This is a genomic window from Micromonospora sp. CPCC 205561 (genome assembly GCF_036906775.1).
Classification (GTDB): domain Bacteria; phylum Actinomycetota; class Actinomycetes; order Mycobacteriales; family Micromonosporaceae; genus Micromonospora.
The window spans coordinates 46477-69173 of record NZ_JBAKHV010000034.1; the positions used below are offsets into that span (position 1 = coordinate 46477).

Sequence of the window (22697 nt, forward strand, 5' to 3'; positions counted from 1 at the left end):
GTGAACCAGTCACCGGTGCCCGGTCGGGACACCGTGTACGTGTGGGTCGGTCGGGGCGCCGGCGGTCGGCCGGCCCCGGCCGGGTGGTTGCTCCGACACGCGGGCGCCACGGTCCTGGGCCGCGCGCCGCGGGACATCGTGGTGGGGCACGGCCCCTGCGGGCGTCCGCTGGTCGGGCTGCGCGGCGACGCCCGGGTGGAGCTGCCGGTCAGCGTCAGCCGGGCCGACGGGGTGCTCGTGGTCGCCGCCCGGGCGGCCGGCCCGGTGGGGGTCGACGTGGAGCGGTGCCGCCCGCTGCCCGCGCTGGCGCTGGCCCGGCGGTGGTTCGCCCCGGCCGAGGCGGCGTGGCTCGCCGGGCGCGGCGCCGACGGGCGGTCGCGGGACTTCCTGCGGCTCTGGACGGCGAAGGAGGCCGTGGGCAAGGCGCTCGCGGTGGGGCTGCGCGGCGGCGGCCCGCGCCGGCTCATGCCCGTGCCCGACGACCGCGGCGGGTCGCTGCGGCCGGTGCCCGGCGATTGCGGCCGGGCGGTACCCGGCGCCGGGCGGCTGCGCGTCGGGCATCCGCCCGTGGACGGTGGCCTGGTCCTGGCGGTCGCGGTGGCGGCCGACGACGCCGTGCCGGTCGAGGTCCTGCCCGTCGAGGTCCTGCCCGTCGACGCTCTGCCGGTCGAGGTGCCGCCGGTCGGTCCGGACGGTCTGGTCGGGACGGCGCAGCGGACCGCTCACGTGGCGGCCGCCCGCAGCGCGTCGGCCGCGCGGACCAGCTTGCCGGTGGTGGTGCGGGGCAACTGATCCACCAGGCGCAGGGTGCGCGGGCGCTTGTAGCCGGCCAGCCGCTCGGCGAGCAGCTTGTCGAGCGTCTCCTCCGACAGCGGCCCGTCCGGCTGCACGTAGGCGGTGATGCCGCCGTCGAGGACGACCACGGCGGTGGCGACGCCGGGCAGCTCCGCGAGCGTCGCCTCCACCTCGGTGAGGTCGACCTTCAGGCCGCCGACCGAGACCTGTGAGTCGAGCCGCCCGCGGACCGTGACCAGGCCGGTTCCCGGCTCGACGGTGCCGGCGTCGCGGGTGTGCAGCCAGCCGTCGGCCCACCGGGTCGGGTCACTCAGCCCCACGTAGGGCGAGGCGGGGCAGCTCACCCGGAGTTCGCCGTCGACCTCGCGGACCTCGATGCCGGGCGCCGGGGCGATCGACGGGCGGTGCCGGCCGTGCAGGTCGGTGCCGATGACGCCGACCTCGGTCATCCCGTACATGTTGCCCAGCGGCACGCCGTACCGGTCGGTGAAGGCGCGGGCGACGGCGGCCGGCACCAGCTCGCCGCCGGTGGTCATCCGCCGCAGCTGCGGCAGCGGCCCGGCGGGCCGGGTGGAGGCGAGCAGTCCGATGTGGAACGGGACACCGAGCACGGTGGCCGGCGAGTCGTCGGCGGCGATCGCGGCCAGCACGGCGTCGCCGGTCAGCCGCTGCGGCGGCACCAGCTCGACGCCGGCGTGCAGGCCGTAGAGCAGGCCGCCGACCAGGCCGAGCACGTGCACCGTCGAGGGGAGCAGGATGATCCGCTCGCCGGGCAGCGCCACCCCGTCGATGCGGGTGTAGCGGTGCACCTCGGCGACCAGGTCGGGCGCCGTGCGCCCGATCACCTTGGACGGGCCGGTGGAGCCGGAGCTGAGCTGGATCACCGCGTGTCCGCTGACCGCGGGACGGTCGGCGTAGCTGGTGACGCCCTCGGTGACGTCCACGAAGATCCGCAGCGCCCCGCCGCCGGTACGCACCGGCGCCACCACCACCTGCGGGGTGAGCCGCCGCAGCGCCCGCTCCACCTCGTGGTCGGTGAGCCGGTGGTCGAGCAGGATCGCCTGCGCCCCGCCGCGCCAGGTGGCCAGCAGGTTCACCACGTACGCCAGCGAGGGCGGCATCCGCAGCGCGGCGGCGCCCCCGGGGCGCAGTCCGGCGGCGGCGAGACGGGCCTGCGCGTCGGTCACCAGCCGGCGCAGCGTGCCCCGGTCGACGGGCTCGGGCAGTCGGAGACAAATGTCGGTCGATCGGCCGCCGAGCAGGATTTCGTCAACCCAGCCGGCGTCCTCCGTCGCAGGATTTCCCGTGTCCAATGCCGTTCACCGCCCAGCCTTCAACAGGGCACAAGTGCCCAAAAGGTGCATCTGTCGGGGTGCTGCGGGGAACCTTACGACGCCGCTCGGATGCATAGCTAGATGCAAATGGCTAGATCAGAAAGGGCGGCCGGCCGGATTGCCCACGGCCGGTTCGACGGGCAGGATCGGGCGCGTACGGCGGCTGAGGGTAACCGCCGGATGACCCATCGTGCGTACGGCGCGGGACGTCCACCGGACGGCCGATGGCGGTCCGCGGGCACGACGGTAGGGGCGTGAAGGGGGGCGGTCAGGTGCCGGTGGTAACCGGCCCGACGGGGCCGGGCGACGGCCGCGCGGCGGGAGGCGCGCTCAGCGCGGGAACGCGGCGGGGGTCTGGGCGTGGATCAGGAAGCGCAGCGAGCGGGCGTCGGTGAAGCACTCCCGCATCGGCCGCACCAGGTCCCGGTGCTCCGGGCTGCGTTCCCACGCCTCGAAGTCGGCCAGGCTGGACCACTCGCTGGTGATCAGCCACTGCTCCGGATCGGCCGACGAGCGGCAGACCTGGTCGACGAGGTGCCCGGGCACGCCGCCGGCCACCAGGTGCCGGACCTCCTCGTACGCGGCGAGGAACGCCTGCGTGCGCGCGGCCGGCACCCGCACCAGGAACACCACCCGGGCCCGCTGCCCGCCGCGCGCGGACCCGCCGGGAGACCCGGCCGGCCCCGCCTCGTGCGTCGGTCCGCTCATGGCGTCACTCCCCGCGTCGGCGCGGCCCCACGCAGGACCAGCGCGCTGTTGAAACCGTCGAAGCCCCGGGCGCAGACCAGCGCCAGCCGGCTGCGCGGCCGTCGGTGCTCCCGCAGGAAGCCCAGCTCGCAGCCCTCGGCCACCTCGTCCGGCCCCGCCGAGGCGGGCAGTGTGTCGTGCCCGAAGGCGAGCAGCGCGGTGGCCACGTCCAGCGCCGCGCCGCCCTGGTGGGCGCGGCCGGTCAGCGGCTTCTGGGTACTCACCGGGGGCGGCCGGTCGCCGAAGACGGCGCGCAGCGCGGCGGCCTCGCTGCGGTCGTAGCGGGGCACACCCAGCGCGTCGGGCAGCACCAGGTCGACCGCCTCCGGCCCGATGCCGGCCCGGCCCAGGGCCAGCCGCATCGCCCGGGCGTACTGCACCGGGTCGCCGGCGGTGTCCGCGCCGGTGTGCACGGCGTCGTGGGTGGCGCCCCAGCCGGTCACCTCGCCGTACACCCGGGCGCCCCGCGACAGCGCGTGGCCCAGCTCCTCCACCACGAAGACGGCGCCGCCCTCGGCGGGCAGGTAGCCGCTGGCGGCGGCGTCGAACGGCCGGTAGGCCCGCTCCTGGTCGGCGGAGTCGCTGAGCAGTCCCGAGCGGAGCTGGCAGGCCAGGGCGTACGGGCTCAGCGGGCACTCGGTTGCCCCCGCGATCACCACCGGGGTGCCCCGGCGCACCGCCCGCGCGGCGTGCGCCAGGCTGTCCAGACCGCCGGCGGTCTCAGCCACCAGCACCCCGCACGGCCCCTTGAACTGGTGGTGGATGGAGAGCTGGCCGACGCTGGCCGCGTAGAACCAGGCGATCGACTGGTACGCCCCGACCGTGCGCGACGGCCCGCCCCAGAGCCGTTGCAGCTCCCGCTGGCCGAACAGGTTCCCGCCGGAGGAGCTGGCCAGGGCCACGGCGTAGCCGTACGGGTCGGGGGCCCGCTCGGGCAGGCCGGCGTCGGCCAGCGCCAGCCGGGTGGCGGCGAAACCGAGGTGCGTCCACCGGTCGGTCTGCACCAGCCGCCGGTTGTCGGCGTACGCGGCCGCGTCGAAGTCGGGCACCTCCCCGCCGTAGCGGGTGGGGTAGCCGGCCGGGTCGAACAGGGTGATCGGCCCGACCCGGCGGGTGCCGGCGAGCACCGTGCGCCAGTGCGCGTCCACGCCGATCCCGCTGGGCGCGACGACGCCGATGCCGGTCACCACGGCCCGCGCCGTCACGACAGCACCGGTCCGGCCGGCCGGCGGAACACCATCGCCGACTGGAAGCCGCCGAACCCGCTGCCGACCGAGAGCGCCACGTCGACCGGCAGCTCCCGCGCCTCGCTCGGGACGTAGTCCAGATCGCACTCCGGGTCCCGGGTGCTCCAGTTGGCCGTCGGCGGCACCACGCCGAACTCGACGGCCAGCGCGCACGCGGCCATCTCGATCGAGCCGATCGCGCCGAGCGAGTGCCCGACCATCGACTTGATCGAGCTGATCGGCACCCCGTACGCGGCCTGGCCGAGCGCCCGCTTGAACGCGGCGGTCTCGTGCCGGTCGTTCTGCCGGGTGCCCGAGCCGTGCGCGCTGATGTAGGAGACCTGCTCGGCGGCGATCCGCCCCTGCCTCAGCGCGGCCGAGATTGCCAGCCCCATCTCCAGCCCGTCGGGCCGCAGCCCGGTCATGTGGTATCCGTTGCTGCGGCTGGCGTAGCCGGCCACCTCGCAGTAGACGTGCGCGCCGCGCCGGCGGGCCCGGCCGGCCTCCTCCAGCACCAGCACCGCCGCGCCCTCGGCGAGCACGAAGCCGTGCCGGTCGGCGTCGAAGGGGCGGGAGGCGTGCGCCGGGTCGTCGTTGTCGGGGCTGGTCGCCTTGATCGCGTCGAAGGAGGCGACGGTGACCGGGGAGATCGGCGAGTCGGCGGCCCCGGCCAGGACGACGTCGGCCTCCCCGTCGGCGATGAGCTGGTGGGCGTACCCGATCGCGTCGATGCCGGAGGTGCAGCCGGTGGAGACCACCTGGGCGGGGCCGTGCAGCCCGTGCCGGCAGGCCACGTCGGCGGCGAGGCTGCTGGGCACGAGCGCCTGGTACAGGTACGGGCCGCCGCGCGCGGCGTCGACCAGCCAGCGTCGGCCGGTGTCGCTCACCGTGACGTACTCCTGCTCCAGGGCCGTGGTGCCGCCGACGGCGGTGCCGAGCACCACGCCGGTCCGCTCCCGCTCGGCGTCGGTGAGTTCCAGGCCGGCGTCGGCGACCGCCTCGGCGGCGCAGGCGAGGGCGAACTGCACGTACCGGTCGGCGCGCCGCCGCTCGCCCTCGCTCAGGCCGGCGGCGACCGGGTCGAAGTCGCACTCCGCGGCGATCTGGGAGCGGAACGGCGACGGGTCGAAGAAGGTGATCCGCCGGGTCGCGGTCCGCCCCTCGGTGATCGTCTTCCAGAACCGGTCCCGGCTGACGCCACCGGGGGCGACCACCCCGATCCCGGTCACCACCGTGCGGCGCCCGGTCACGACGTCCCCTCCGTTCGCGACCCCGGCGCACTCGTCGCGCTCACCGGAACACCCCGGCTCGCAACCCCCGGCTCACTCCTCGCGCTCACCACGACACCTCGGTTCGCGACCGCGGGGCTCGCAACCCCGGCTCACTCCTCGCGCTCACGACGACACCTCGGTTCGCGACCGCGGGGCTCGCAACCCCGGCTCACTCCTCGCGCTCACGACGCGCCCCGCTGTTCGACCAGCTCGGTGTCGACGTGGCCCAGTTCAGGTCGGGGCGCCAGCGGCCCGAGGTGGAAGACCACCTCGGCAGGATCGCCGCCGGTGTTGCGCAGCCGGTGCCGGACGTTGCGCGGCACGAACAGCGCCTCTCCGGCGGCCAGCGGCACCGGCTCGTCGTCCAGGTCGACGGTGATCGCGCCCCGGGCCAGGTAGAGGAACTCCTCGCTGTAGGGGTGGTAGTGCTCGGCGATCCGCTCCCCCGGGCGCAGCGTCGCCACCCCCATGAAGCCGGAGGTGCTGCCGACGGTCTTCGGGCCGAGCAGCACCCGCAGCTCACCGCCGCGGCGGCCGTCGGGCGCGACGTCGGTGGCGGCGACCAGCCGCAGGGTCCGCTCACTCATCGCCGGCCCCCGTCGCCGCGTCGGCGTCGGCCGGCGTCGGGTCGCGGTCGGCGGAGCCGGCCGCCAGGCGCTCGATCTTCTCCTTGATGACGGCGAGCTGCACCGCGCTGTTGGCGTTGATCCGTTCGGTCATGCCCGCGTTGTCCACCGGCGCGGTGGGCCGCATCGCGAAGTCCTGCGTCCAGGTCATCCGGGTGCCGCCGGGCTCCTGTGTGTAGCGCCAGTGGATGCGCATGTACTCGAACGGCCCGGTCTCGACCCGCTGGGCGCGCACCTGTCGGGTGACCGGGTCTGCGGTGCGTTCGCTGACCCAGCTCCACGCCGTGCCGTTCTCGTCGGGACGCATGGTGAGCCGGAACCGCACGGTGTCGCCGTCGCGGTGCAGGATCTCCGCGCGGGCGTACTCGGTGAAGAGCCCGGGCCAGCCGGCGACGTCGTTGGTGACGTCCCACACCAGCGGCAGCGGCGCGGCGATCAGGACGCTGTTCTCGGTGTGTCCCGGCGGGTCGGCGCGGCGGGCGACCAGCTCCGCCACGCCCGCGATGCTGAGCTGCCCGGCCTGCTCGGGGAGCCCCACCCGCCACCGGTCGGCGACCACGGCGGAGAGTTCGAGCAGCGCCAGCGAGTCCATGCCGAGCTCCTCCAGCGTGGCGGCCGGCGCGCGGGCGGCGGCCTCGGCGTCCAGCCCGCAGTTGGCCACCAGGATGTCGGTGATCTCGGCGGTCAGTGGACGGCCATGGGTGACGGTCATCGGAGCCTCCTGTGGTGTGCGTCGGGTGGACCGGCGAGCAGCTGGTCGACCAGGGCGGTGGTGTAGCGGCCCTTGCGGAACCCGGCGTCGTCGAGCACCCGCCGGACGAACGGGATGGTGGTGCGGACCCCGGGACCGGCGACGTCGAACTCGTCGAGGGCGCGTTCCAGCCGGTTGAGCGCGAGTTCCCGGTCCGGCGCCCAGACCGCCACCTTGGCCAGCAGCGAGTCGTAGTGCGGGCCGAACAGGTAGCCGGCGTGGCCGTGCGTGTCGACCCGGGTGAACGGGCCGCCCGGCGGGACGAAGCGGTCCAGCCGGCCGGGCGTCGGCGCGAAGCCGCGGTCCGGGTCCTCCACGTTGACCCGGCACTCGACTGACACCCCGTGCAGCCGGATGTCCTCCTGCCGCCAGCGCAGCGGCACCCCGGCGGCGATGTGGAACTGCTCGTGCACCAGGTCGATCCCGGTGATCATCTCGGTGACGGGGTGCTCGACCTGGATCCGGCAGTTGATCTCCAGGAAGTGGAACCGCTCGTCGGCGTCGACCAGGAACTCCACGGTGCCCGCGCCGGTGAAGCCGGCGTACAGGGCGCCGCGCAGGGCACACGCGGCGACGGCCTCCAGGGTGCCCGCCGACAGCGCCGGCGCCGGTGCCTCCTCGACCAGCTTCTGGTGCCGGCGCTGCACCGAGCAGTCCCGGGTGCCCAGGTGCACGCCGTTGCCGTGGGAGTCGCAGAGCAGCTGCACCTCGACGTGCCGGGCGCCGGTCAGGAACCGCTCGACGTAGACCCGGTCGTCGCCGAAGGCCGCCTGGGCGGCGGCCCGGGTCCGCGCGTACGCCCGGGTCAGTTCGGCCGGGGTGGCGACCACCGTCATGCCCCGCCCTCCCCCGCCGGCCGCGGCCTTGACGATCACCGGGTAGCCGACCTCGGCGGCCACCCGCGCCGCCTCGGCGGCCGTGGGCACGGGCGCGACACTGCCCGGCGGCAGGGGCAGCCCGGCGCGGCGCATCAGCTCCCGCGCGGCGGACTTGTCGGCCAGGACGGACATCACCCGCGGCGGCGGGCCGACGAAGACCAGGCCGTTGTCGGCGCAGATCTCGGCGAAGTCGGCGTCCTCGGAGAGGAACCCGTAGCCCGGGTGCACCGCCTGCGCGCCGACCTGCCGGGCGGCCTCCACGATCGCGGCGGCGTCGAGGTAGCTGCGCCGGGGCGCCGGCGGTCCGATCCGGACGGTCTCGTCGGCCAGCCGCACCGCGGCCGAGTCGGCGTCCGCGGTGGAGTAGACGACCGCGGTACGCATGCCCAACTCGCGACAGGCCCGCAGCACCCGCAGGGCGATCTCGCCCCGGTTGGCGATCAGCACCTTCTCGAACACGGCGGCCCGCCCCCTCTCACGCCGGGTCCAGCGCGACCAGCGGCTGGTCGTACTCGACCGGCTGGCCGTCGGCGACGAGGAGCTCGGCGACCCGGCCGCCCCGGTCGGCGGTCACCTCGTTCATCAGCTTCATCGCCTCGACGACGCCGACGACCTGTCCCGCACGGACCAGGTCGCCGACGGAGACGAAGGGCGCGGCGGCGGGCTCCGGCGCCCGGTAGAAGGTGCCGACGAGGGGCGCCCGCACGGTGTGCCGCCCGGGCGGTTCCGCGACGGCCGGCGGGGTTTCCGGGCGTGCCGCGACGGGGGCGGCCGCGGCGGGGCCCTGCCACTCCACCTCGAGCACCGTGTCCCCGCTGCGCAGCCGCACCCGGCGCAGCGGGCCGGCGAGCTCCGCGACCAGGTGCCGGGCGTGTCGGCGCAGCTCCGCCAGTACGGCGTCCACCGCGTGCCCCGGCCCGGCGCCGTGCCCGGCGTCCGTCCCGGGTCGCGGCCCCGGTCCCGCCTGCGCTCGGTGTGCCGGCGTCGGGTCGCCCGGCGCCGGTGCCGTGCCGGGCGCGGCCCGCCCGCCCGGCGGGTGGGGGGCCGGCGACGCGGCGTCGACCGGGGCCCCGCCGGCGCTCACCGGACACCCGCCCGGGTGTCGGGGCGGGCGGCGCCGAAGCGCCGGAAACGCTGCCGGCGGCGGCGCACCAGCGTGGCGGTCGGCACGTCGAGCAGCGGCAGCAGGTGCACCAGCAGCGCCGCGCGCAGCGCCACCGCGGCGCCCTGCGGATCGTGGTGCGCGGCCGGGGCCGGCTCGGGAACCAGGGCGTCGACGATCCCGAGGCGACACAGGTCAGGGCCGGTCAGCTTCAGAGCGCGGGCCGCCTGCGGGGCGGCCGACCGGTCGGGCCAGAGGATGGCGGCGCAGCCCTCCGGGCTGATCACCGAGTAGACGGCGTGCTGGAACATGAGCACCCGGTCGGCCACCGCGAGAGCCAGCGCGCCACCGCTGCCGCCCTCCCCGGTGATCACCGCGACGACGGGGGTGGGCAGCACGGTCAGGGCGAGGATGTTCTCCGCGATGGCCGCCGCCTGGCCGTGTTCCTCGGCGCGCACGCCGGGATCCGCCCCGGGGGTGTCGACCAGGGTGACCACCGGCAGGCCGAGACGGGCGGCGAGGCGCACCAGCCGCAGCGCCTTGCGGTGCCCGGCCGGGCTGGCCATGCCGAAGTTGCGCCCGACCAGCTCGGCGGTGCTGTGCCCCTTCTGGTGCCCGACCACCATGACGGGCCGGCCGTCGAGCCGGGCCAGCCCGCCGACCACGGCCGGGCAGTCCGCGCCGAGCCGGTCGCCGTGCAGCTCGACGAAGCCGTCGAACGCCGTCTCCAGGTAGTCCAACGTGGTCGGCCGGCCGGGGTGCCGGGCCAGCCGTACCGTCTCCCAGGCGTCGCCGTCCGCCGGCCCGGCCGGGGCCGTCGGGGCGGCACCGACCGGCGCCGGCTTCCCCTGCCTCGGTACGCCGGGCGGTGACGCGGCCGGCCGGCCGGCCCCGGCGGCGGCCAGCAGCGACACCAGCCGGCCCCGCAGGGCGTGCCGGGGCACCACCATGTCCACCTGGCCGTGCCGGAGCAGGAAGTCGGCGGTCTGGAAGCCCTCGGGCAGCGCCCCGCCGGTGACCTGCCGGATCACCCGGGGACCGGCGAAGCCCATCCGGGTGCCGCTCTCGGCGAGCAGCACGTCGGTGTTGGTGGCGAACGAGGCGGCCACTCCCCCGTACGTCGGGTCGGTGAGCACGCTGACGGTGAGCAGCCCGGCCTCCCGCAGCCCCGCGACCGCCTGGCTGACCGTGGCCATCTGCATCAGCGCCAGCGCGCCCTCCTGCATGCGCGCGCCACCGGAGGCGGTGACCAGGACCAGCGGGACGCGGTCGGCCAGGGCCCGCTCGGCGGCGCGGGTGACCAGCTCCCCGACGGCGCAGCCGAGGCTGCCACCGAGGAACCGGAAGTCCATGACGGCGAGCGCGCAGCGGTGCCCGCCGATGGTGGCGGTGCCGCAGACGACCGCCTCGGCCAGCCCGGTGCCGGCCCGCGCGGCGATGAGCCGGTGCGGGTACGGCACCAGGTCGACGAAGTCGATGGGGTCGACCTCCGCCGGCTGGTCCGGCAGGGCGACGAACGAGTCGGGGTCGACGAGTTGGCGCAGCCGCTCGGGCGCGGCGAGGCGGGCGTGCGCCCCGCACTCGGGGCAGACGTCGAGGTTGCGGCGCAGCCGTTTGCGGTACAGCAGGGTGGCGCAGCCGTCGCACCGGGACCAGAGCTGTCCCTCCCGGGGCGCGGTGGCGGTCACGACGGCCGCCCGGCGGGCGCGGCGTCGAATCGGTAGAAGCAGCGGGCCATCGCGTCGCGCGGCTCCCGCCAGGTCGGCAGGTACGGCGACACGTACGGCCGCAGGCGGGCGCTCACCCGGGCGAACTCCGGGTGCCCCCGGGCCGCCTCGACCGCCGGGCCGCCCGGCGCCTCCGTCTCCAGCAGGTGCACGTAGAGGTCGCCCAGCCGGTACAGCGACCGGTGCCGGACGCCCACCAGGCCCGGCAGCTCGGTCGCGTCGGACTCGGCGAAGATCTCGGCGACGCGCGCCTCGGTGCCGGGCACCAGCTTCGCGACGATCAGCGAACGGTCCATGCACGGGCCTCCCTCCACGGCATCCGGCGTCGGTCACGACGGCGCCGGCCGAGCCGGACGACTGGCGACACGATGCGGCCACGGGCGTCACGGCGGCGTCACGAACCGTCGGCAGACGACACGCTTTCGTGACGCTGCGTTGACGGATGCTGTGTATCCGCTGTGCATCGACGATCAACGTGACGGACTATCCGCAGTTCGGAAGGGTTCTCGTGGACACGGGCGGGCAAGCGTTCACCTTGACAAGACATTGACCCAGAGTGACCAGAATTGATAACCTTCGTCACGGTCAGCCCGGCGGCCGCGGCGGCGACGCCGCGCCACGGCGGAGAGCTCCGACAGTGGGGTCATGGGGCCAGCCGCGCCGGGGACAGCAGACGAGTCGGGACGAGCGTTCCGCAGGGGGTGCCGCCGTGGCCGCTGATCCGTCGACCCCGACCACCGGGAGCCGGCCCGACACCCGGATCTCGCTGCACCTGCTCGGCGGCTTCCGGCTGCTGCACGGCGACGCGCCCGTCGTGGTGCCCCGGGGCCTGCAACGGGTGATCGCGCTGATCGGGCTGCGTCCCGGCGCCACCCGCAGCCACCTGGCCGGGCTGCTCTGGCCGGACGCCCAGGAGGAGCGCGCCCTGTCGTCCCTGCGGACGGCGCTGTGGCGGCTGCGTCAGGACCCGTACTGCCCGATCGCCACCTCCGGCGACACCGTCTTCCTCGGCCCGGTGGTCCGCGTCGACGTCGACGCGCTGGTCGGCACGGCCGCGAGGGTACGCGACGGCGCCGAGCGCCGCGCCGGCGCCGCGCTCGCCGCCGGCCGGCACGACCTGCTGCCCGGCTGGTACGACGACTGGGTGCTGGCCGACCGGGAGCGGCTGCGCCAGCTGCGCCTGCACATGCTGGAGGAACTGGCCGGCCAGCACCTCGCGGCGGGGCGCCACGGGGCGGCCCTGGAGGCCGCGTTGGAGGCCATGGCCGCCGAGCCGCTGCGCGAGACCCCGCACCGTCTGGTGGTCCGCATCCACCTCGCCGAGGGCAACGCCTTCGAGGCCGTGCACGCCTTCTACGTCTACCGCGACCTGCTGCTGCGGGAGCTGCGGCTGGAGCCCTCGACCGCGATGACCGCGCTGCTCGACGACACCCTCGCCCCGATCCGGGAGGCCAGCCGCGACGGGCCCGCCACGCCGCGCCACACGCCGTCCCCTCGGGTCGCGCCCCGCACCCGCTGAGGGGCGTCACCGGCGCGGCGGGCCGCGTGACGGGCAGGTGACAGTCGCCGTCGCAGAGTGGGGCACACACCAGTCCGTGGTCTCCGACGTGCTCGCGGAGCGCCACCGGCGAGAGGGGTCCCATGAGCCGTCTACTGATCGTCAGCAGGATCATCCCCGGCGCGGAGGGACGGGTCGCGCAGATCTTCGCCGAGTCCGACGCGACCGACCTGCCCACCCTCACCGGGGTCCGGCACCGCTCCCTGTACTGCCTGCACGACCTCTGCGTACACCTGATGGAGACCGCGGACGTGGAGCCGGACGCCCTGGCGGACGCCCGCAACCACCCGCTCTACCGTCAGGTCAACGAGCGCCTCTCCGCCCACACCACGCCGTACCTGCCGACCTGGCGCTCGCCGCGCGACGCGGTCGCCGGATGCTTCTACCGGTGGGACGCCGCCGACGCGGCGTCGTCGCACGCGGCCGGCTGACCGGGCGGAGTCGCCATGTCGCCCAGAGCGCCCCACGTGGTGATAATCGGGGCCGGCACCGGCGGGCTGTGCCTGGCCCACGGCCTGCGCCGGGCCGGGATCGGCGTCACCGTCCACGAGCGGTACCGCACCCGCGGCGAGGGGCTGCTCGGCTACCGGGTCGGCATCGGGCCGACCGGCAGCCGGGCCCTGCGGGAGTGCCTGCCGCCGGCCCTCTTCGACGTCTACCTCGCCACCTGCGCCCGCTCCCCCCGCTACTTCAACGTCATCACCCAGGGGATGCGCCGCACCGCCTCCTTCACGCTGCGACCGGACACCGACCCGGTCGACACCGAACGGTCGGTGGCCCGGATGACCCTGCGCCAGGTCCTCCTCACCGGCCTGGAGGACGTGGTCCACTTCGACCGGACCTTCACCCACTACGAGCAGCGCGACGACGGCACCGTGACCGCGCACTTCGCCGACGGCAGCACCGCCACGGGCGACCTGCTCGTCGCCGCGGACGGCACCGGATCGGCGGTACGCCGCCAGTACCTGCCGCACGCCGTCACCCGCGACGCCGGCACCGTCAACATCGCCACCCGGATCCCCCTCACCCCGCACACCCGGGCACTGCTGCCCGAGCGGATCGAGCAGGGCATCTCGCTGATCTTCGGCACCGGCGGGATGATGGGCGTGCTGCACGTGATGGACTTCAAGTGGGACCGCGACGGGGCGCTCAAACCCGGCGTCGACCCCGCCGACGCCGCACTGCTGCGCGGCTGGCCGGGTCTGCGCCACGACAACACCCGCGACAACATCAACCTGGTCGTCTGGAGCACGGCCCGCCGGTTCCCGCCCGACGTCATGCGGCGCCGCGGCGAGGACCTCGTCCTGCTCGCCCTGCGCCTCACCCGCAACTGGCACCCGAACCTGCGCGAACTGCTCGCCCGCAGCGACCCCGGCAGCGCCCTGCCGATCCGGGTGACGACCAGCGAACCGGTGCCGCCGTGGAAGAGCAGCACGGTCACGCTGCTCGGCGACGCCATCCACACCATGACGCCGGGACGTGGGGTGGGCGCCAACACCGCGCTGCGCGACGCGGCCCTGCTCTGCCGGCAGCTCCGGCTCGCCGCCGCCGGCGACAAGACGCTGCTCCAGGCGGTGGCCGACTACGAGGCCGCGATGGTGCCGTACGGCTTCGCCCGGGTCGCCGACTCGCTGAACCGCAGCGGCACCGACGGGGACGACCCGATGTACAAGCCGGTCGTCGGCCGGCTCGCACTGCTCGGGGCGCGGGGCTACTTCGGCGTCACCAGCCGGGTGCCCCGGCTCGCCCGCAGGTTCGTCGACGACTTCTACCGCTATCGGGGCGAGGAGGACTGACCGTCCGACGGGGACCCGGCCCGGGCGTCGGGTCCCCACGTACCGGCCCCGGGACACGGGGGCCGGACGCGAGGACGGCGACCCTGCGTCGCCCGCCCGCCACCGCCGGTGCAACCCGTCCCCGCCGCCGCGGCGGGCGGCCGGACCTGCCTGTCGCCCACCCGGAGCGTGTGCGAAGCTGCGGCGAGTTTTTCTCGCGGGTTTCCGACGTGGACGATAGGGAGTTTGCCGTGGCGTGGTCTTTCGGGCACTGGCTGATACTGATCGTGGCCCTGGTGGTGGGCCTGGCGGGCGGCTGGTTCTGGCGCGGCCGACAGGACGCGGCCGTCGCCGCGCACGGCGCACCGGTGACGGAGGGTGACCCGGTCGCCCCCATGACCGCCGTCGTGGTCGACCCCCCTCCCGTCGCCACCGCCGACGAGACGCGCCCCGAGGTCGTCGTCGACCCCGTGCCCGACGCGGTCGCCGACCGCGACCCCGCCCCCCGGGCCGACACCCCCGCCGATACCGACGCGGCCACCACCGGAGTCACGTTCGTCGCGGCCGACCAGAGGCGGGGCGACGAGGTCGACCCTGCCGACATGGCGCTGACCGGTGACCCGGTGCCGGCGCCCGACACCGGTCCCGAGCCCGCCTCCGCCCCGCTCGGTGCCGCCGACCGGTCAGACGCGGAGCTCGTGCTGCCCGTGGCCGCCGAGGTGACCGGCCCGGTCGACCGCCGACCGGAGCCGGCCACGCCGGCCGAGCCGGCGAGTCTTTCGACCGAGCCGGAGGCCGCGCCCGTCCCCACGACCACCGTCCCCGCCGCCGTCCCCGTCCCCGCGACCGCGCCGGAGCCCGCACCGGTCCCGGCCGCTTCCGCGCGGAGCGGGCCCGCCACGGCCGCCGCCACGCCCGGTGAGCCGGACCCCACGGAGCCTGCGCCGGCCGAGCCGGTGACCGCCGCGACCGGGCCGCGGCCCGTACCCGTCGAGCCGGAGCCCGTGTCGATCCAGGCGGAGCCCGGATCGGCCGAGCCGGAGCCCGACGTGGCGGAGCCGGTGGTCGTGTCGGCCGAGCCGGAGCCCGTCTCCGTCGAGCCGCAGCCCGTGTCGACCCAGGCGGAGCCCGGATCGGCCGAGCCGGAGCCCGACGCGGCGGAGCCGGTGGTCGTGCCGGCTCCCCGCGCCGCAGCGGAGGCCGCCGTGGCGGCCGGCACCGGTTCGGACGCCGCCGACGACTTCCGCCGGATCCAGGGGGTGGGCCCGAAGATGGCCGCCGCGCTGCAGGCCGCCGGTATCCGGACCTACCGGCAGCTGGCGGAACTGGACGAGGCCGCGCTGCGGGAGACCATCCGTGCCGCCGGGCTGCGGGCCGCGCCGAGCCTGGCCACCTGGCCGCAGCAGGCGAAGGTGCTCGCCGGTGCGCCGCTGGAGGCGGCAGCCGCCCTGCCGGCGGGCGGCACGGACGCCTGACCCGCGCCGTCGCCCGGCTGCCGCCTCCCGGTGGCGTCGGGCGACGGCGCCCGGCGGCCCGGGCGCCGTGGTGCCCGGGCCGCGCCCCACCGTCTCCCGCTGTCGCTCGGCCCGGCCCGGATCAGTCCGGTCCGGCTCGGGCAGGATCAGCCCGGCCCGGCCCCGACGGAGGCGGCCAGGGCGGGGTCGGCGCCGCTGGCGGGCCGGCGGACGTAATGCGGCGTATCGGCGGTCGGTCGGCCGCCGACTGGCTACCGTCTGTGCAGGGGCCGGGAGGCCGGCCGAGCCGATCCCGGTACCGCAGGAGCAGCCCGTGCCGTTCGCCACGCCGGAACCTGCCCCGCGCCGGACCCGCCCTCCCGTCCGCGACCCGGAGGCGCCCCGGCGGGTGACCCTGCTGGAACTCTTCTTCGACCTGGTCTACGTGGTCGCGCTCGCCCTCATCTCCCGGGGGCTGGTCGTGGACCTGAACTGGCAGCGGGCCGGGCAGGCGCTGATCCTGCTGGCCGCGCTCTGGTGGACCTGGGCGATCACCACCCTGGTCACCGACCTGTACGACCCGGAGCGCACGGAGATCAAGCTGCTGATCACGGCGGTGATGTTCGGCGCGCTGCTGATGACCACCGCCATCCCGGAGGCGTTCGGGGCACGGGGGCTGGTCTTCGCCGCCACGTACGTGGCGATCCACCTGGGTCGCGGCCTGTTCCTCATGCCGGCGGTGCGGCACCAGCGGCAGCCCCGGCGGCGCGCGGTCCGCATCTTCACCTGGTTCGCGGTCTCGGCGGTGCCCTGGATCGCCGGCGCGTTCGTCTCGGGAGACGCCCGGATCGTCCTCTGGTCGCTGGCCCTCGCCATCGACTACGTCGGCTTCCGGCTCGCCTACCCGGTGCCCGGCCTCGGCGTGGTGCCCGAGACCCAGCGCAACGTCACCGCCGAGCACCTCTCCGAGCGCTACCAGCAGTTCTTCATCATCGCCCTCGGCGACGCCATCCTGACCATCGGCACGATGTTCAGCCTCGACCACTCCGAGGCCGAGAACATCGCCTCGTTCGGCATCGCGTTCGCCACCACCCTGCTGCTCTGGCGGGTCTACGTCCACAAGTCCGGGGAGCTGCTGCCGCTGGCGATCGCCACCGCCAAGGCGCCGAGCAGGTTCCTCGCCACCGCCCCCTACACCCACCTGCTGATGGTCGCCGGGGTGGTCACCACCGCCGCCGGCTTCGACCTGTTCCTGCACCACCCGCTCGGGCACACCCCGCCGAGCTGGGTGGCGGTCATCCTCGGCGGCCCGGCGCTGTTCCTCCTCGGCCGCGCCGCCTTCGAGTACGAGGTGTTCAGCCGGGTGTCGCTGTCCCGCCCCGGCGGCCTGCTGGCCCTGCTCACCGCCGCGCCGGCGGTGCTCTTCCTGCCGCCCCTGTACGCCGCGCTCGCGGCCATGCTGGTCCTGGCCGGGGTGGCCGTGGCCGACACCCGCCGCAGCAGGGGCCACCCGCCCGAGGCTCCCGCCCCGCCGCACTGACCGGGCCGCCCGGCGGATCCGGCGCCGCGCCGACCGGATCGCCGCCGCACCGACCGGACGCGGGGCACCGACGCGTGGCGCCGTTCCGCGGTGGGCTGTGCGGTGCGGGCGACCGTCGCCTGATCGGCGACGCCGTTAGCCGTCGACGGCGATTGGGTACAACGCCCAGCACCTCACCCACCACACCCAAACGGAGGCAGCCATGCGCGGCACGTCGATATTCGGAGTCCTGCTCGTCATCTGGCTGGTCATCGGCGCGATCGCCGCCGGGCAGCGCGGCTACTACAGCGGCGACGACACCAACTGCGCCGAGGCCGGCACGATCCTGGTCACCATCGTGGCGGGGCCGCTCAACTACATCGGGGCCAACCCGAAGGTCGACTGCCAGCTGCCCGAGCCGTCCAAGTAGGACCCACGCCGCCCGGCCCGCGCCCGCCGTGGCGCGGGCCGAGTCGTGTCCGGGAACGCCGCGACGCCGCCGGGCCCGCCTGGTGCCCGCGCCCGCCGCCCGCGTGGCGCTCCCGGCCCCGTCGCCGGGCGAGCGCCCCGCACCCCTCCCCCGCGCCCCACCGGTCGGAACCGCCGTGGGGCGGTCGGTCCGTGTCGAGGGACACACCGCGTAAAGCATCCTAGGAGGATGGGTTAACCGGTGGGGCGCGTGCCCGGCCGCGACGGCACGTTTGCCGGCCCGGGCGGCGGGAACGGGCGTTGCTCCACGCCGCACGGACGGGACGGGAGCAGGGATGAAGATCGGCTACAAGCTGTCCTCGGAGGGGTACGGGCCGCAGGAGATCATCCGCCAGGCCGTCCGCGCCGAGCAGGTGGGCTTCGACTTCGTGGAGATGAGCGACCACTTCCACCCGTGGCTCGACGTGCAGGGGCACTCCTCGTACACCTGGAGCGTGCTGGGGGCGGTCGCGGCCAGGACCGATCGGCTGGGCCTGGCCACCGGCGTCACCTGCCCGACCGTCCGGTACCACCCGGCGATCATCGCGCAGGCCGCGGCGACCATGGCGCTGATCTCCGACGGCCGGTTCACCCTCGGCGTCGGTGCCGGGGAACGGCTCAACGAGCACGTGGTCGGGCAGGGCTTTCCCAGCGTGCGGGGCCGGCACGAGCGGCTCCGCGAGGCGCTGGAGATCATCCGGCTGCTCTGGCGGGGCGGCTACCAGTCGTACGAGGGGAGGCACCTGCAACTGGAGGACGCCCGGATCTTCGACCTGCCGGAGACCCCGCCGGTGATCGCGGTGGCGGCCAGCGGCCGGTCCTCGGCGACGATGGCCGCGGAACTCGGCGACGGGCTCTTCGTCACCGAACCGGAGGCGTCGATCGCCGAGCACTACCGGCAGGCCGGCGGCACCGGACCCCGCTACGCCGAGGTCCCGATGGCCTGGGCCGGCGACGAGGAGCAGGCCGTGCGGGCGGTGCTGGAGACCAGCCGGTGGATGGTGACCGGGTGGAAGGTGATGAGCGAGCTGCCCAACCCGGTCAACTTCGACGCCGCGAGCGCCCACGTCGAGGAGCGGCACGTGCGGGAGCTGTTCTCGGTCGGGCCGGACCCGCAGGCGCACGTGGCGGCCGTACGCTCCTACGTGGAGGCCGGCTACGACCACATCGTGTTGCAGAACGCCGGCCCCGACCCGGACGGCTTCCTCGACTTCTTCGCCGGCGACCTCGCCGCCCGGCTGCGCGCCCTCGGCTGAGCGCCGGCGATCCGGCGATCGGCTACGCGCGGGACCGGCCCGCCCCGTAAGACGGGCGGCGGGCCGACCCCGACCGGGCCGGCCCGCCGCGCTCAGCGGAAGCAGTTCGCGACCGGCACCGCGCCGCCCTCGCAGTTGGTGGGCTCGTTGTCGATGATGTCGGTCTCGTCGTCGACCTTCACCCTGGCCTTCTCGGCGAAGAGGCCGCCGGGTCGCACCGTGGCGACGTTGTCGGCCACCCGGCTGGCGAAGAGGGAGACCTGGCCCTGCGTGGCGAAGACGCCGCCGCCCTTGGAACCCGCGCCGACCGCGTGGTTGCGGCCGACCTCGCTGCGGCGCACCAGCAGGTTCGACTTCTCGGCGTGGATGCCGCCGCCGGAGCCCCGGGCGGTGTTGCCCGCCACCACGCTGTCGTCGACCGGGATGAGGCCCTGGAAGCTGGAGATGCCGCCGCCGTTGCCCGTGGCGGTGTTGTCGCGCACCTCCAGGGCGCGCAGGAAGATCAGCGCGTCGGAGTTGGCGATGCCGCCCCCGGTCCGGGCGGTGTTGCCCACCACCTTCGAGTCGGCGACCCGGGTACGGGCCGAGAAGCTGGCCAGGCCGCCGCCCTGGTCCGCGTTGTTGTGCGCGAAGGTGCTCGAACGCACCTCGGCCGCGCCACGGTAGTTGCCGAGGCCGCCGCCGTACGCGACGGCGCTGTTGCCCCGGAACTGCGACGTACGCAGGCTGAGCACGCCGCCGTTGAGCAGGCCCCCGCCCTTGCCCGCGGCGCCGGCGGCGTGGTTGCCGACGAAGGTGCTCCCGGTGACCAGCAGGTGCCCGTCGTTGAAGACCCCGCCGCCGCCCCCCTCGGCGGAGAGGGAGGTGCTGCCGACGATCGTGGTGCGTTCGAGCACGGCCGACGCGCCGTGCACGACGTGGACGCTGCCGCCCTCCGCGGCGGAGAGACCGTTCTTCAGCACGACGTCGGAGAGGGTCAGCTCCCCGCCGTCGCGGACGGTGAAGAACCGGAACGCCTCGGCGTGCGCGTCCCGCTGGATGGTCGCCCCCTCGCCCCGGATGGTGATCGGGTGGTAGACCACCGGCAGCCCGGCGCGGTCGTGCCGGGGGTCGCGCGGGGGCGCCTCGGCGTCGCCGGGGTTCTCGGCGCTGTCGGCCGCCTCCCGGGCGTCGCGGATCCCGCCGTCGTACTCGTCGGGCTGCTGGAAGGCGTGGGTGAGCCGGTACGTGCACTTCGGTGCCAGCCGCAGCTCGGCGCCGCCCTGGGCGTTGGCCCGGACCAACGCCGAGATCAACTTGGCGGAGTCGCACGGCACCGGGACCTCGGCGCGGGTCCGCCCCTCCCGCCCGGCGTCGTGCCGTTCCCCGGGCCGCCCGCCGAGTTCGCCGCGGCGCTGCTCGCGACGCTCGTCGCGGTCGCCGGAGTCGTCACCCCGCGACACCGGCGAGGGCGTCGCGGCGACGGGCGGGTCCCGGTCGGCGGCGGAGACCCCCGCCAGCGCGCTCGCGCCCGCCACCAGGCCGCCCGCCACCAGACCGCCGGCCAGGAACCACCGGGACCGCCGGCCGGGTCGCGCTTCCCGCCGGCCTCCTTGATACGTCGACATCAGGCTTCCTGCCTTTCCCGTACGTGCCACGGCCGCGCCGAACCGGACGCGGGGCGGCCGACGTCCCGACGGCCACCGAAGGCCACGATACGGACGATAAACGGGCAAGTGCGTCGAACATGAACAAACGTATCTTTCGCGTCACGTGGGTGTGCGCAAGCCGGGCAACCGGAACGACGGCCGCTCAGCCGACGTGGATGCCGGGGCGACGGGCCGGGTCCGGCTCGGACTTGCGGATGATCTCCCGTACCACGGGCGGGGTGTCGCCTCGGCCGAGGATGAGGTAGCGCAGCAGGTGCGCCAACGGGTTCCCCTCCGACCACTCGAAGTGGGCGTGCGGGCGGACGCCGGTGGCGTCGCGCAGCGCCAGGAGGATCGCCGCGATGGCGTTCGGCACCGCCGGGCTGCTGGCCCGCAGCACCCGGAAGCCGCCCACCGTCTCGCCGCGCACCCGCAGCACCTGGCTGAACTCGGACGGGTCGACCACGTCGATCTCCAGGAAGAGGATGTCGCCCTCCCCGGGCACGGGGTTCATCCCCCGCTGCGCGCGCTCCTTGACCGTGTACTCCTTGACCGCGCCCGCACCCCGCTTGTGGGCGATCAGGTGCAGCCGGCCGTCGTGCGCCAGCGACTCGGCGATGAAGCGCCGGGCGGGCTCGTCGAACTCGATGCGCTCCGTGCGCAGCTCGGTGGTCCGGGTGACCCGCGAGACCAGCGAGACCGCCACGATCCCGAGGACGAACAGCGCGGAGATGGCGATGCCGTCCGGCTTCGCGACGACGTTCTCGGCGAGGGCGTACAGCAGGACCAGGGTGAGCACGGCGAAGCCGCCGGCCGCGACGCGCTCGCGGCGGCGGGCCGCGGAGATGGTCACCGCCACGGCGCCGGAGACCATCATGGCGAGGATCCCGGTGGCGTACGCCCCGGCCTGGGCGTTCACGTCGGCCCGGAAGACCAGGGTGAGCGCGACGCTGACCGCCGTGTAGACGATCACTACCGGCCGCACGGCCCGGGCCCACTCCGGGGCCATCCCGTACGTGGGCAGGTAGCGGGGCACGATGTTGATCAGGCCGGCCATGGCGGAGGCCCCGGCGAACCAGAGGATCAGCACGCTGCTGACATCGTAGACGGTGCCGAAGGCCTCGCCGAGCCGCTCGTGGGCGAGGTACGCCAGCGCCCGGCCGTTCGCGGCCCCGCCCGGCGCGAACTCGCGGGCGGGGACCAGCACCGTGGTGACGAAGGTGGTCGAGACCAGGTAGACCGACATGATCAGCGCGGCGGTGGTGAGCAGCCGGCGGGTGTTGCGGATCCGCGCCGCCAGCCGCGCCTCGCGGTCCACCCCCGCGCCCGCCACCAGCGGCATCATGCTGACCCCCGTCTCGAAACCGGAGAGCCCCAGTACCAGCAGCGGGAACGCCAGCACGGCGGTCGCCGCCACCTCGCCGGGGCCGCCGCCCGCCGTCAGCGCTTCGGTCCAGCCCGACAGCGTCCCCGGGTCCGCCGCGACGGCGGCCAGCGCGTCGGCCACGATCACCGCGTTCAGGGCCAGGAAGACGGCGACCAGCGGGATGGCCACCGCGACCGCCTCCCGGAAGCCGAGCAGGAAGACCCCGCCGAGGATCAGCAGGAGCGCCACGGTGACGCCCACCGCGACGCCCGTGCCGCCCACGCCCTCGGGCACGTGCGGGTTCTCCAACAGGTGCACGGTGGCGTCGGCCGCGGAGAGGGTGATCGTGATGATCCAGGAGGTGGCCACGAAGCCGAGGAGCACCAGCACGAAGACCTTGCCGCGCCAGAACGGCAGCAGCCGCTCCAGCATCGCCACCGAGCCCTGCCCGTGCGGGCTCTCCCGGGCCACCCTGCGGTACATGGGCAGCATGCCGAGGAGCGTCAGCGCGACGATGAGCAGGGTGGCCAGCGGGGAGAGCGCCCCGGCCGCCACCGCCGCGATGCCCGGCAGGTACGACAGGGTGGAGAAGTAGTCCACCCCGGTCAGGCACATGACCTGCCACCACGCGTGCGAGCGGGGCTGCCCCTCCGCCGCCTCGGGACCGACCGGCTGGACCCGGTGGGCGAACAGCCACCGGCGCAGCGGACTCAGCGGCGCGGTGGGCCGGATCGGGCTGGGCTGCGCCTCGGGCACGGTGACCGGGCGCCCCGGGCGTACGCCCCGACGGGTCGGGTCCCGCGCGGCCCGCACGTCCCGGGGCGGGCCGGCAGGCGGCGGGCGCCGGGCGCGGGTGCGCCGCGGCCTCGGCCCGTGCTCGTCAGGCATGTCCCGTCCCCACCCTCGGCGGTCCTGCCCCGACCGTAGGCGGTCGCCGGCCGCCCGCCCGCCGGAACCGGTGAAGCCGGCCCCCTCGGCCCGCGCCCCGGCGCCGACGGGGCCCGGAACGCGGCGTCGGGGCCGGTGTCGCCCACCGCCATCCGGCATGCCCGGCCCGCCGGCGGGGGTGCCGGGGTGGCCCGGGAAGGCGGGCCGCACGTCCCCCGTGCGGGCCGGCCGGCCCCCCCCGGGCCGGCCGACGCCTCCCCCGGCCGCCCGCCGCCCCCCCGGCCCGCCGACACCTCCCCCGGGCCGGCCCGCCCCCCGCCGCGCGGGA

Annotated in this window: 20 protein-coding genes; 8 read left to right on the forward strand and 12 right to left on the reverse strand. The window is 75.7% G+C overall.

Features of this window, described 5'->3' with window-relative positions; genetic code table 11:
• Positions 1 to 792: a 4'-phosphopantetheinyl transferase family protein gene (locus V6V16_RS18500; protein ID WP_334563684.1), complete on the forward strand. Its 792-nt coding sequence runs from the start codon at positions 1 to 3 to the stop codon at positions 790 to 792.
• Here the strand turns inward: V6V16_RS18500 and V6V16_RS18505 are convergent.
• From V6V16_RS18505 to V6V16_RS18550, 10 genes are all read right to left on the reverse strand, one after another.
• Positions 723 to 2108: a class I adenylate-forming enzyme family protein gene (locus V6V16_RS18505; RefSeq protein ID WP_334563686.1), complete on the reverse strand. Its 1386-nt coding sequence runs from the start codon at positions 2106 to 2108 to the stop codon at positions 723 to 725. The genes V6V16_RS18500 and V6V16_RS18505 overlap by 70 nt on opposite strands.
• A gap of 351 nt (positions 2109 to 2459) precedes the next feature.
• Positions 2460 to 2837 carry an antibiotic biosynthesis monooxygenase family protein gene (locus tag V6V16_RS18510; RefSeq protein WP_334563688.1) on the reverse strand — a complete coding sequence of 126 codons (378 nt, stop codon included), beginning with the start codon at positions 2835 to 2837 and terminating at the stop codon, positions 2460 to 2462.
• On the reverse strand, positions 2834 to 4081 hold the full coding sequence (locus tag V6V16_RS18515) for a beta-ketoacyl synthase N-terminal-like domain-containing protein (RefSeq protein WP_334563690.1): 1248 nt from the start codon (positions 4079 to 4081) through the stop codon (positions 2834 to 2836). Before V6V16_RS18515 ends, V6V16_RS18510 begins: the two co-directional genes overlap by 4 nt.
• A complete protein-coding gene (locus V6V16_RS18520) occupies positions 4078 to 5352 on the reverse strand; it encodes a beta-ketoacyl-[acyl-carrier-protein] synthase family protein (RefSeq protein ID WP_334563692.1) in 1275 nt (424 codons plus the stop codon). Before V6V16_RS18520 ends, V6V16_RS18515 begins: the two co-directional genes overlap by 4 nt.
• A gap of 203 nt (positions 5353 to 5555) precedes the next feature.
• Complete coding sequence (locus V6V16_RS18525) at positions 5556 to 5960, reverse strand: cupin domain-containing protein (protein WP_334563694.1); 405 nt, start codon at positions 5958 to 5960, stop codon at positions 5556 to 5558.
• A complete protein-coding gene (locus V6V16_RS18530) occupies positions 5953 to 6711 on the reverse strand; it encodes an SRPBCC family protein (RefSeq protein WP_334563696.1) in 759 nt (252 codons plus the stop codon). The genes V6V16_RS18525 and V6V16_RS18530 overlap by 8 nt, the downstream gene beginning before the upstream one ends.
• Complete coding sequence (locus V6V16_RS18535; protein WP_334563698.1) at positions 6708 to 8087, reverse strand: acetyl-CoA carboxylase biotin carboxylase subunit; 1380 nt, start codon at positions 8085 to 8087, stop codon at positions 6708 to 6710. Before V6V16_RS18535 ends, V6V16_RS18530 begins: the two co-directional genes overlap by 4 nt.
• 16 nt (positions 8088 to 8103) lie before the next feature.
• Positions 8104 to 8712 (reverse strand): biotin/lipoyl-containing protein, encoded by a 609-nt coding sequence (locus V6V16_RS18540; RefSeq protein WP_442934106.1) that lies wholly within the window; start codon positions 8710 to 8712, stop codon positions 8104 to 8106.
• Positions 8709 to 10418, reverse strand: a complete 1710-nt coding sequence (locus V6V16_RS18545; RefSeq protein ID WP_334563700.1) for an acetyl-CoA carboxylase carboxyltransferase subunit alpha — start codon at positions 10416 to 10418, stop codon at positions 8709 to 8711. Before V6V16_RS18545 ends, V6V16_RS18540 begins: the two co-directional genes overlap by 4 nt.
• A complete protein-coding gene (locus V6V16_RS18550; protein WP_334563702.1) occupies positions 10415 to 10753 on the reverse strand; it encodes a TcmI family type II polyketide cyclase in 339 nt (112 codons plus the stop codon). Before V6V16_RS18550 ends, V6V16_RS18545 begins: the two co-directional genes overlap by 4 nt.
• A 413-nt stretch (positions 10754 to 11166) precedes the next feature.
• On the opposite strand from V6V16_RS18550, the gene V6V16_RS18555 reads away from it, so the two are divergent.
• From V6V16_RS18555 to V6V16_RS18585, 7 genes are all read left to right on the forward strand, one after another.
• Positions 11167 to 11976, forward strand: coding sequence for an AfsR/SARP family transcriptional regulator (locus V6V16_RS18555; RefSeq protein ID WP_334563704.1), 810 nt, complete (start codon positions 11167 to 11169; stop codon positions 11974 to 11976).
• Between the two features lie 122 nt (positions 11977 to 12098).
• Positions 12099 to 12446, forward strand: coding sequence for a TcmI family type II polyketide cyclase (locus V6V16_RS18560; RefSeq protein WP_334563706.1), 348 nt, complete (start codon positions 12099 to 12101; stop codon positions 12444 to 12446).
• Positions 12447 to 12461: 15 nt separating this feature from the next.
• Complete coding sequence (locus V6V16_RS18565; protein WP_334563708.1) at positions 12462 to 13811, forward strand: FAD-dependent oxidoreductase; 1350 nt, start codon at positions 12462 to 12464, stop codon at positions 13809 to 13811.
• 230 nt (positions 13812 to 14041) lie between these two features.
• Complete coding sequence (locus tag V6V16_RS18570) at positions 14042 to 15265, forward strand: helix-hairpin-helix domain-containing protein (RefSeq protein ID WP_334563709.1); 1224 nt, start codon at positions 14042 to 14044, stop codon at positions 15263 to 15265.
• A gap of 313 nt (positions 15266 to 15578) precedes the next feature.
• Complete coding sequence (locus tag V6V16_RS18575; RefSeq protein WP_334563710.1) at positions 15579 to 16784, forward strand: low temperature requirement protein A; 1206 nt, start codon at positions 15579 to 15581, stop codon at positions 16782 to 16784.
• 202 nt (positions 16785 to 16986) lie between these two features.
• Positions 16987 to 17193 (forward strand): hypothetical protein, encoded by a 207-nt coding sequence (locus V6V16_RS18580; protein ID WP_334563711.1) that lies wholly within the window; start codon positions 16987 to 16989, stop codon positions 17191 to 17193.
• 334 nt (positions 17194 to 17527) lie between these two features.
• On the forward strand, positions 17528 to 18487 hold the full coding sequence (locus tag V6V16_RS18585) for a TIGR03557 family F420-dependent LLM class oxidoreductase (protein WP_334563713.1): 960 nt from the start codon (positions 17528 to 17530) through the stop codon (positions 18485 to 18487).
• A 92-nt stretch (positions 18488 to 18579) separates the two neighbouring features.
• Here the strand turns inward: V6V16_RS18585 and V6V16_RS18590 are convergent, their stop codons facing one another.
• Both V6V16_RS18590 and V6V16_RS18595 read right to left on the reverse strand, forming a co-directional pair.
• Positions 18580 to 20094 (reverse strand): hypothetical protein, encoded by a 1515-nt coding sequence (locus V6V16_RS18590; RefSeq protein ID WP_334563715.1) that lies wholly within the window; start codon positions 20092 to 20094, stop codon positions 18580 to 18582.
• Positions 20095 to 20278: 184 nt separating this feature from the next.
• Positions 20279 to 22369 (reverse strand): amino acid transporter, encoded by a 2091-nt coding sequence (locus V6V16_RS18595; protein WP_334563717.1) that lies wholly within the window; start codon positions 22367 to 22369, stop codon positions 20279 to 20281.
• Between the last annotated feature and the right edge of the window lie 328 nt (positions 22370 to 22697).

Bases quoted from the DNA above. Each gene is read 5' to 3' on its own strand.
- V6V16_RS18510 (WP_334563688.1), bottom strand. From the start codon at position 2,837: ATGAGCGGACCGACGCACGAGGCGGGGCCGGCCGGGTCTCCCGGCGGG.
- V6V16_RS18525 (WP_334563694.1), bottom strand. From the start codon at position 5,960: ATGAGTGAGCGGACCCTGCGGCTGGTCGCCGCCACCGACGTCGCGCCC.
- V6V16_RS18530 (WP_334563696.1), bottom strand. From the start codon at position 6,711: ATGACCGTCACCCATGGCCGTCCACTGACCGCCGAGATCACCGACATC.
- V6V16_RS18550 (WP_334563702.1), bottom strand. From the start codon at position 10,753: ATGGACCGTTCGCTGATCGTCGCGAAGCTGGTGCCCGGCACCGAGGCG.
- V6V16_RS18560 (WP_334563706.1), top strand. From the start codon at position 12,099: ATGAGCCGTCTACTGATCGTCAGCAGGATCATCCCCGGCGCGGAGGGA.
- V6V16_RS18565 (WP_334563708.1), top strand. From the start codon at position 12,462: ATGTCGCCCAGAGCGCCCCACGTGGTGATAATCGGGGCCGGCACCGGC.
- V6V16_RS18580 (WP_334563711.1), top strand. From the start codon at position 16,987: ATGCGCGGCACGTCGATATTCGGAGTCCTGCTCGTCATCTGGCTGGTC.
- V6V16_RS18585 (WP_334563713.1), top strand. From the start codon at position 17,528: ATGAAGATCGGCTACAAGCTGTCCTCGGAGGGGTACGGGCCGCAGGAG.
- V6V16_RS18590 (WP_334563715.1), bottom strand. From the start codon at position 20,094: ATGTCGACGTATCAAGGAGGCCGGCGGGAAGCGCGACCCGGCCGGCGG.
- V6V16_RS18595 (WP_334563717.1), bottom strand. From the start codon at position 22,369: ATGCCTGACGAGCACGGGCCGAGGCCGCGGCGCACCCGCGCCCGGCGC.